Annotated in this window: 5 protein-coding genes and 2 tRNA genes; 4 read left to right on the top strand and 3 right to left on the bottom strand. The window is 64.8% G+C overall.

Annotated elements, in window-relative coordinates:
* Positions 1–366 precede the first annotated feature (366 nt).
* Complete coding sequence (locus tag V7P99_RS00700; RefSeq protein ID WP_333792891.1) at positions 367–5,037, bottom strand: MupA/Atu3671 family FMN-dependent luciferase-like monooxygenase; 4,671 nt, start codon at positions 5,035–5,037, stop codon at positions 367–369.
* A 415-nt stretch (positions 5,038–5,452) separates the two neighbouring features.
* Between V7P99_RS00700 and V7P99_RS00695 the strand changes: the two genes are divergently transcribed.
* Positions 5,453–6,730 carry an ABC transporter substrate-binding protein gene (locus V7P99_RS00695; RefSeq protein WP_333792890.1) on the top strand — a complete coding sequence of 426 codons (1,278 nt, stop codon included), beginning with the start codon at positions 5,453–5,455 and terminating at the stop codon, positions 6,728–6,730.
* A 34-nt stretch (positions 6,731–6,764) separates the two neighbouring features.
* On the opposite strand, the gene V7P99_RS00690 is transcribed toward V7P99_RS00695, so the two are convergent.
* Together V7P99_RS00690 and V7P99_RS00685 are read right to left on the bottom strand one after the other, a co-directional pair.
* The gene (locus V7P99_RS00690) at positions 6,765–7,532 is read right to left on the bottom strand and encodes a FadR/GntR family transcriptional regulator (protein ID WP_333792889.1); all 768 of its coding nucleotides are present in this window, start codon (positions 7,530–7,532) and stop codon (positions 6,765–6,767) included.
* A 10-nt stretch (positions 7,533–7,542) separates the two neighbouring features.
* Entirely contained in the window at positions 7,543–8,298 is a 756-nt protein-coding gene (locus V7P99_RS00685; RefSeq protein WP_333792888.1) for a hypothetical protein, read from the bottom strand.
* A 501-nt stretch (positions 8,299–8,799) separates the two neighbouring features.
* Here V7P99_RS00685 and V7P99_RS00680 point away from each other — a divergent pair.
* The 3 genes from V7P99_RS00680 to V7P99_RS00670 all read left to right on the top strand — a co-directional run bounded on the left by V7P99_RS00680 (position 8,800) and on the right by V7P99_RS00670 (position 9,552).
* Positions 8,800–8,873, top strand: a tRNA-Gly gene (locus tag V7P99_RS00680).
* A 49-nt stretch (positions 8,874–8,922) separates the two neighbouring features.
* Positions 8,923–9,255, top strand: coding sequence for a YbjQ family protein (locus V7P99_RS00675; protein WP_333792887.1), 333 nt, complete (start codon positions 8,923–8,925; stop codon positions 9,253–9,255).
* Positions 9,256–9,476: 221 nt separating this feature from the next.
* A tRNA-Trp gene (locus tag V7P99_RS00670) sits at positions 9,477–9,552 on the top strand.
* The last annotated feature ends 1 nt before the right edge of the window (position 9,553 follow it).

Below are 9,553 nucleotides of genomic sequence, written 5' to 3'. Positions count from 1 at the left end.
CTTCCGGAAAAGTGGGTACCGGTTTTCCGATAAGAAGCACGCTCCCAAAAAGCGCTTCCGGAAAAGTGGGACGGTCATGGCGAAGCCGAACAAACAAAAAGCTTGATGAAGCCGTGCAGGTCTCAAGCGCCTGATGAGAAGTCTTGAGTGCGGCCGCGAACGGAGGCAAGCCCCGTCGCCTACGCCGGTCTTCAGCGCACGAGACACATCACGGCATCCTGAAGCCCGCATGACGCGGCGTTGTGCGAGCGCTCGCCTCACCTCCAACGTCATCCCGGCGAAGGCCGGGACCCACGCAAGCTTCCAAGCACGAGACAGGGGCAGGGCGCGCCCGAAGCCAGAACCGCTCCAGGCTGGCCTACTTTCTCAAGATCGCGCCAGTGTCGCGCGTCTCCCAAGCATCGCCTGCCGCCGTGCCGCCGCGCGCGCGGCCGCTTGGCTGAGATGCTTGCTCGCCTGGCCGCGATCCTGGATATGCGCGGCGAGCCCCGCCACCGTCGGGAAGCGATAGATGTCGGTGATGGTGAGCTCTGGCGATACGTTGGCCTTGAGCTCGCGGTGGAGCTGCACGGCCAGCAGCGAATGGCCGCCGAGGTTGAAGAAGTTGTCGAAAGCGCCGACGCGCTTGGCACCGAGCAGCTTCTGGAACGTATCCGAAAGTGTCATCTGGAGATCGTTCGACGGCGCGGCGTAGGCCGTTTCGGCCTTGGTGCGTCGCGCTTCCTCCGGACGCGGCAGAGCCTTGCGGTCCACCTTTGCGTTGGGCGTGAGCGGGAACGACGGCATGGTAACGAAATGTGCCGGCACCATGAAGTCGGGCAGCGCGCTCAGCACGTGCGCCTTGAGGTCGGCCTCCGCTGCGGGCTCGCCCTTGTAGCGGACATACGCGACGATGCGTACGTCGTTCGGCTCGTCCTCCCGCGCCATGACCACGGCTTCCGCGACGGCTGGATGCAGGCCGATGCGCGCTTCGATCTCGCCGAGCTCGATCCGATGCCCGCGCACCTTCACTTGATGATCCGCGCGACCGAGGAAGTTGAGCGCGCCGTCTTCGCCGATGCAGACGAGGTCTCCGGTGCGATACATGCGCCCGCCCGCAACGAAGGGATCGGCAAGGAAACGCTCCCGTGTCAGGTCCTCGCGTCCGAGATAGCCGCGCGCGACGCCATCGCCGCCGATATAGAGCTCGCCCGGCGTTCCCGGCGGTACGAGGCGCTGCATGTCGTCGAGGATATAGAGCTGCGTGTTGGCGATCGGCGCGCCAAGCGGCGCGGCGCCCTCGCCGCCAGCCAACGCCGGTCCCGTCGAAGACCAGATCGTGGTCTCTGTCGGCCCGTACATGTTCTCGATCGTGGCGTCGGTCGCCATCTTGAGCTCGTTGAGAAGCGCCGGCTGCAAAGCCTCTCCGCCGATGAAGAGATGGCGGATCGTCCGTAATGCTTCGCGATCCTCGGCGATCATCAGCGCCATCGCCGCCATGGAGGGCGTGCACTGCAGGTGCGTGACGCCGTAGCGCTCGATGAGCGCGGCCAGGCTGCCGCTATCTCCGGCGTCTTGGAAAGTGTCACCTGTGTCGGCGCGGACGGCGGCCACCACTTCCGCCAGCGGCTCGAGGGCTGCGAGCGCGTCCTCTGTCGGCACGCCGAAATCGACGAGACAGGCCACCTCGTCGACGCCGATGGCCTTGAGCTGCTCGGCCCGCGCGAGCGCGTCATCCACCGTGCCGAAGAGCCCGCTCTCGTCGAAATAGCGGAGGAACGCGAATTCAATGATGGCGTCCACTTCATCGGGCGCCAGCGTCTGCAGATCGATGTCCATCGGCTGCGTCACGCCCACCGGCTTCTTGAATGCGGGGAACGCCCAGGCGTACTGCTTGATGAGGGCTGCCGCGCTCCGGAGATACGCCGTCATCGGTCCGCGCGCCGCCTCGCGCACTTCCTCGCGATCCTTGCCGATCAGCGTATGCAGCATGAGCGTGACGGTATAGTCGGCCGGATTGCGTCCCACCTCGGCGAGCGTCTCACGGTAGATGCGGATCTTCTCCGCCACTTCGTCGATCGATTGCCCGAGCAGGTGCGTCAGCACGTTGGCGCCGATCCGCGCCGCCTCACGATAGGTGTCCGGGTTTCCGGCCGTGGTGACCCACACCGGCAACTCGCGGCTCACCGGTCGCGGCTGGGTAATGACGTCCACCTGCTTGCCGTCAGGCGCCGTGAACGGCACCGCTTCGCCCCGCCACAGACGGCGCACGACGTCGATATCGCGCAGCATCGCCGCCTTGTTGTCGGGGGGCGCGTTCTCCGGGCGCAGCAGGAAATCTTCGGGCATCCAGCCGGAGGCGAACGCGATGCCCGCCCGCCCGTTGCTGATGTTGTCGATGACCGCCCATTCCTCGGCGACGCGTGCGGGATGATGCAGCGGCAGAACGCAGCTTCCCGCGCGGATCTCGAGGTTGTGCGTGACGGCAGCCACCGCAGCCCCGGTGACGGACGGATTGGGATACGGCCCGCCGAAGGCATGGAAATGCCGTTCCGGCGTCCACACGGCGCGGAAACCGTGCGCATCCGCATAACGCGCGCCGTCGAGCAGGAGCTGATACTTGCGTGGTCCCGCGCCGTCGTCGTTGCCCCAGTAGTAGAGGCTGAAGTCGAGCGACTGGGCGCGTCCCGTGCGACGGCGCTTCGGCGCGGCGGCTGCATGCTGGCGGCTATCGTGGATGACGACCGCAAAGCCTTTGGCCAGCGTCCAGAACAGTTCCAGCACGGAGATATCGAACGACAGACTGGTGACGGCGAGCCACACGGGTTGGCCCGTTTCCGGCCGCGGGATGCGATCGTCCATGCCGGCGAAGAAGTTGATGACATTACGGTGCTCGACCATGACGCCCTTGGGCCGGCCGGTAGAGCCCGACGTGTAGATGACATAGGCGAGGCTGCTCGGTGTCGGCGGAGCTGTGGCCGCCCGAGGCGCCGTTGCATCCATCCTCCCGGCCATGGCGTCGGAAACGGTAAGCACGCGCACATCGCCGCCAGCCGTGGGCGGTGCGAGGTTATCGTCCGTCAGGATGATCGAAAGCCCGCTGTCTTCGACCATGAGCGCGACGCGATCCTTGGGGTACGTCGGATCGAGCGGCAGATAGGCGCCGCCGGCCTTGAGAACAGCGAGGGCGCCGATTACCAGTTCGAACGAGCGCCCGATGTAGATGCCGACCAGCGTGTCGGAGCCAACCCCGAGCTGGATGAGCGTCGCGGCGACGCGGCTCGCGCGCTCGTCGAGCTCGCGGTAGGTGAGCGTCTCGCCGTGGGCGATCAGCGCTGTCGCGTCCGGTGTGCGCCGGGCCTGCGCCTCGACCAGCCCATGCACCAGCGCGTTGCGATCGTAGGCGCGCTCCGTCCGGTTCCGCTCGACGACGAGGGATGCGATCTCGTCGGCCGACATCACCGGCAGATCCGCCACCCTCTCGGGCCGGGCACCACTCGCCATCGCCTCGAAGACGGCCTGCATCTGGCGCACGAGCGCGTCGGCGTTCTTCTGCGGCAAGCGGGCCGTATCCACGATGGCGCGCACGTCTCCGCCGTGATGCGCGATGACGAGCGTGAGCGCGCTGCCCTCAATAGCTGGCGCCTCGTTCGGCTGATCGGTGATGCGAAGCGCGATACCGTTCGCGTAAGGGGCGAGCTGCGGCATACGGCTCACGAGATCTCCCGCGAGGCCGCGCCGTGCGCGTATCTCGGAAAGCGCGGTCGCCACCTGAGCCTCGAGCGAGGCGACCGTGGTGCCGGCGTCGATGTCGAAGGTCAACGGCACGGTCGGTGCGAGATAACCCGCAAACTCTGCGCTGTCGGCCGCGAGCCGATCGTCCGCAAAGGCGAGGGCGAACCGGGGCTGGTTACCCGTGCGCGCGAAGACGCAGGCAATCGCCGCAGCGGTGGTATCTGCGTCCCATGCCTCCGGCCGCGGTATCGAGCGCGTGACATGTGTCGGTCCGCCGTCGCCGGCTGGTAGCAGCCCGGCGACGTCCGGCGCACGTGCATCTTTGAGCCTGGCGAGAAAATAGCTTTCGTCTTTGGCTAGCTCTATCGCGAGCGCCGTCAAGCGCCCGGCTTCGGCGCTGTCGAGTGTGGGCAGCACGTCTCCCTTCGAGAGCACGCGGTTCGGCGCCACCGGCAGGCCGTTGGCATCGCGCAGCGAGGAGACGCGGACGGCTCCGTCGCTCGTCGCGATCAGCGCCGTCGTGTCGTCGGCGGAGATGACGGTTCCAGCTGGCGGTGCGCTGTCCTGGGCCTCGATCTCAAGGTGCGATACGGCGAAAGCGCCTGCAGATGTGCGCAGCTTGGGAAGCGCCAGCGGGTTCGCGTAGCGCTCGCCAAACGAGAGCCCCCGCGCGAGGCGATCGATCTCGGCGGCGGGCCGCGTGAAATCGATCGCCGCTGCAGCCTCCGGCCTCGCATGCTTCGCAAAGTAGGTGCGCCCCTCGCGGGATTGCGGTTGGCCGACCAGGCTGCCGTTCTCGATCTTGTCCATGAGGTTCGAGAACGATGCGATGCCGGCGGCGAAGCATTTGGTATTGAGGCTGAGCGCCGTATCGTCGTCGCTGATTTCGAGGGCGCTGGCGATGTAGATCTCACCTTCGTCGATGCGTTCCGAGAGTGCATGCCACGTGACGCCGTAGCTCGTCTCCCCGGCCAGGATGGCCCAGGCCGGTGTGTTGAGGCCGGCATAGCGGGGGAGGGGGCCGTCGTGAAAGTTTGCGGCTCCCTCGCGTGCCCGCTTCCAGACACGGTCCGGCACCTTCCTAAGATTCGCGATGCTGAAGAGCCAGTCGTAGCTGTAGGCGGCGGTTGCCCCTTCGAGATCCACGGCGGCTGGTAGCACCGGAATGGCGTGCCCGGCGGCCCAGGAGGCGACCGCGTCCGCTTCCGTGATCACGGCGACGATCTCGTGCCCGCGCTCGCGCAGCGCCTCTCCGCATTGTACGAGAAGTGACTCATCGCCGATGAGAGCGCACGAAATGGTCCTGCCAGCGATTTTCGTCATCGAAACCCTGCAAACACCCTGTCGGAAACCGGCTGCATCCGGCGGCCGCAACTCGGACAATCGAACAAGCAGCGCCGGGCCATGCTCGTAGCAACGTCTTGTCCGCGCTTTGGGAAACCCCTTTTCCAAGCATAATATCTCACTCACCATGCCCCGTCTGACGAGCCATGACACATGGTGAAGATCGTGGGGCGCAGGGGTGGCGGGCCGCATATCGCAGGTGCTCAGAGCGGCCCTTCCAAGTCGCAGGAGCCGGAGTTAGCATGCGAAGAAGGGGTTCGGGTCACGGTCCGGTACGGACTGGCATCCATTCGCTTTCGCATTCAGATACGCTCGCGCGCAGTACGGGGACACTCTCCTCGCCACGGCGCGTGCCGCACGCTCGCCTCAACGAAGAACCTGGTGACGCCAGCTCATGGTCTCTCGCGCCAAAAGTCCGGTTGCCTCAGCGCTCGGCATCGCCATGCGCGACTTCGCGCTTGGCGCCACGAAGGGGCTCAAGATCGGCTTTCTCGCGCCCCTGACCGGGCCGGTCCAGGCCTGGGCCGCTCCTGGCCTCAACGGTTGCAAGATCTGGATCGATCGGGTGAATGCGGCCGGCGGCATCAAGGTCGGAAATCGCAAATACCAGGTGGAACTCGTCGAATACGACACCATGTATCAGCCCGAGCAGGCGCTCCGGGGGGCGAAGAAGCTCATCCTCGAGGACGGTGTGAAGCTGATCCTGATGATCGGGGGCAACGACTTCTCGCCGGAGGTCCGCACGCTGGTGAGCCAGCAGCGGATGCTCGTCGCGACGCTGCTCCCGAGCGATCTCTCGCCCGACGCGCCGACCCTGGTGGCCCCGAGCGAGGTGCATCCCATCTACAATGTGACTGGTGTCGATTGGCTGAGGCGCAACAAGCCGCATCTCAAGACGGCGGCCATGTGCGCACAGCGGGATCTTCTCGGGCTGCCCTCGATCGCCACCTATCGCGCCGCATTCGAGGCCGCGGGCATCGAGCTTATCGCCGAGCACGTCTTCGAGCCCGAGACCGAGGATTTCGCGCCGATCGTCGAGAAGCTGATGGCCGGCGGGCCGGACATTCTCTGCTGGGACACGGCCTATCAGCCATTCGTGCACGCGTTGACGATCGAAGCCTTCAAGCGTGGCTTCAAGGGGCAGCTCCTGTCGTGCACGTGCGACAACTACCAGGAGCTGATCCGGCACACGAGCCCCGAGTTCATGGAAGGATTTGTCTTCCAGTTTCCTGATTTCGATGATCCGCGCCTGAACGATCCTCAGATCGCCTTCGAAGCTCCCAACGCGTTCTACGAGGACTTCTGCCGTCGTTTCCCCGGCACGTGGAGCGCGGTCTCATGGGAGTACGCCTCGACGTTGGAACTCTGGAAATCTGCGGTCCAGCGCGCACGCACATTCGAGCCGCTCTCCGTCCTCGCGCTGATGAAGGTCGGCGGCATCGGCCATCATGCGTTCGGCGAGGCGGTGTGGTGGGGCAAGGATCTGTTCGGCATCGACAACGCGCTCGTCGGCGACTGGCCCGTCGTGACCATCGTGGGCGGTCGCGCCCGCATTCAGGAGTTCTGCTCGATCATCGACTGGTGGAAGAGCCACAAGCCGCTCCTGATCCGGCACATGCGCTCTCTGGGCCTGATGTGGGACCAGCGCGAGCAACTCGGAGCCTCTCTGTGAGCGCCGGTTCGTACGCCGGAGATGGTCCTTCTCGTCAGGATTCGTAAATCATGTCCTCGTGCGTGCTCGCCACGTGCAGCTTGATCAATTCGACCGCGGTCTCCACGTCGCGGCGCGAGACGGCTTCGTAGAGCGAGCGCAGCAGGAGCTGAATGCTGCGGATTTTTGAAGGCGTGAGCATCTGCCGGCGGCTCGCGGCCCACTGCGGCTGGCGGCGCACCTCGTGCAGGATCGCGAACATCGCCGTGATCAGCGAATTGTGGGTGCCCCGTGCGATCAGCATCATGAAATCGTCCTCGAGCGAGGCGAAGTGGTCGGACTCGGTGACAATGCGCTCGATCTGGTCAAGCTGGTGGCCGAGCTCGGACAGATCGCGCGTCGACATATAGATCGTAGCAAGACGCACCATTTCCGGCAGCAGGACGGACTCGGCGATGTTCATCGCGAAGGGCGAAGCGGTCTCGGCGAGCTGCTGGGCGCTGAGTTGTCCGAAGTGCCCGCTCTCGCGCTGCTTCGGCACCGCCGCGGCACGGTGCGAGACGAAGGTGCCGCTCCCAGCCCGCCGCGAGACGACGTCGTAGATGGCCAGGAATTCGAGCGCCTGCCGGATGGTGGCACGCGTCTCCCGAAATTCGGCTGCAAGATCGCGCTCGGCGGGAATGCGGGTTCCGAAAGGATAAGCGTCCGAGCTGATCCGATCGAAAATCCGGATCGCGATCTGCTTCGCCTGCGGCGTGATGAGTGGATGACGGGACGGATCTTTGACCCACGGCGGCGCATCGTTGTCGACGGTCTGGCTCATGCGGGCGCCTTTAGAAGGAGGGGAGCGTGCATGACGCGAACGGGCTCTCGGCTTTGGTGGTGCGCACCGCTGTGGGATCGTCGCAAAGTCCAAGCCGCATGAGCGCGGTGAAGGCGACGGCGCCCTCAAGAAGATCCCACCCCTCGCCATCGTTGCGATCGGGCATGTCCCGCAACCGGGATTCAAGCTGGGCCGCCTTTTCGGCATAAGGCCGGTTGTCGGGCGCGGCCTCCTCCCCAAGGGTTGAGGTCCGGAGAAGTTTAACCTCAGGCGAATAGGAGCCCAGGATCTCGGAAAGCAGGGACGCGAGCGTGAGGGCGACGCCGTCTCCGGCGGCCGCGCTGCTGCTCCCCGCCGCCAGGCGGTTGAAGCGCGTGATGGCGAGCCCGGCCTCGCATTGGCGCGTCAGGCGCTTGCGTTGCATGCTCTGGAAGGCTTCGGTGTTTTCGGCGGCGAGCCTGAAATGAAACGACGAGCTTCCGACGGCGACCGGGACGTCCGCAGATTGAACACGGCCGAGGAGGGTCATCCAGCGCTGCTCCGCGTTGGCCAACGCTGCGGAGGCTTCGGCGGCGTCTCCCAAAAGAGCATGTGCCACGCCGGCGTTGGTCTCGGTTGCCGCCTTTCGTGGATCCCCGGCTGAAACATCGCCGAGGGCTGTCCGCGCCGAAAGCCAGTGCCTCGCGGCCTCCGCATACTGGGCCGCTCCCATGGCGCGAAAGCCCGCGATCATCGCCGCCGCCCAGAGGCGCGTGGTTTCAGTCATCGGAATCTCCCTCGTGGCCCGCGGTTTTGTTCACGAGATGAACCGTCGAAACCAATAAACACCAATTCAAGCCAAAAAGCACGCAATAAGGAAGTCCAAGGTGGGTTGAGCGAGGCTGATTTCGATGGTTAAAGGTGTTGCAGCGGGCAGGTCACCGCACGTGATTTCTCTTTAATAAACAATATTTCTCACTGGTGGTGATAATTGAGTTAACGGCCCGCCTCCATGAAGTTCGGTGGTCATCAAAGGTTTAAGTTGGTTCTAAAGGTCTGCTCATCCTGCTCCTTGGGAAAAGCTCCAGCGTGACGTGGCGTTCTCCATGGACGATCTATGGCAAGAGGTGGTGGCCGGCCCCGGCATCGGCCGTGCGGTTCGGAAGGAGAGGCCTGGCTGCTAGGCATCTTAAGAGCCGCAGAAAGGCCGCCCTCTTCACAGGGCCGTTCAAACCGTCTATCAGAGCGGCTCGCGCGCCATTGTGCGATCCGTCTCTATTGGCGTTTTGCGGGTGTAGCTCAATGGTAGAGCAGCAGCCTTCCAAGCTGAATACGTGGGTTCGATTCCCATCACCCGCTCCAACGCTCGCCTGATCGCGTCGCCATCCGCCGTGATTACGGGAGACGGGGCATGCTCGTAACGACCACCAATGAGCTCGCGGGCTATAGGGTCGTGAAGCATTTGGGTGTCGTGCGCGGGCTTACGGTCCGTTCCCGCAGTATCGTGGGCAACGTCGGTGCCGCGATCCAGATCCTGTTTGGCGGCACCATTTCCGTCTATACGAGGCTTGCCGAGGAAACCCGGCGGGAGGCCTTCGAGCTTCTGATTCGGCAAGCCGAGGCAGTCGGCGCCAACGCCGTGCTGGCCATGCGCTACGATGCCAACGAGATTGCCTCGGCCGTCACCGAGGTGCTTGCCTACGGCACGGCCGTGGTCGTCGAGAAGATCGATCGCGCGGAGTGACGCCTGATCGGGCGGAGCGATGCTTGAGTGTGGACTCAGATGGGGCTGTCGCGGCCCCCGCCGCTGTGGGAAACGCTGGATTAGCCCCGTTTGCAGATGCATGTTGCAAGAAAGTCGCCTTCAGGCGGTGACAAACACCAAAAGTTCGGCTAAGGATGCCGCCCCCGCATGAGGCATGTGCGCCTTTCGCGCCGACGCGGCGCGCACCAGCCGTGCGAAATAGGGGTGTAGCTCAATTGGCAGAGCGTCGGTCTCCAAAACCGAAGGCTGGGGGTTCGAGACCCTCCACCCCTGCCAC

This window comes from Hyphomicrobium sp., assembly GCF_036780825.1.
Classification (GTDB): Bacteria; Pseudomonadota; Alphaproteobacteria; order Rhizobiales; family Hyphomicrobiaceae; genus Hyphomicrobium_C.
This window is presented reverse-complemented; position numbering and strand designations above follow the sequence as displayed.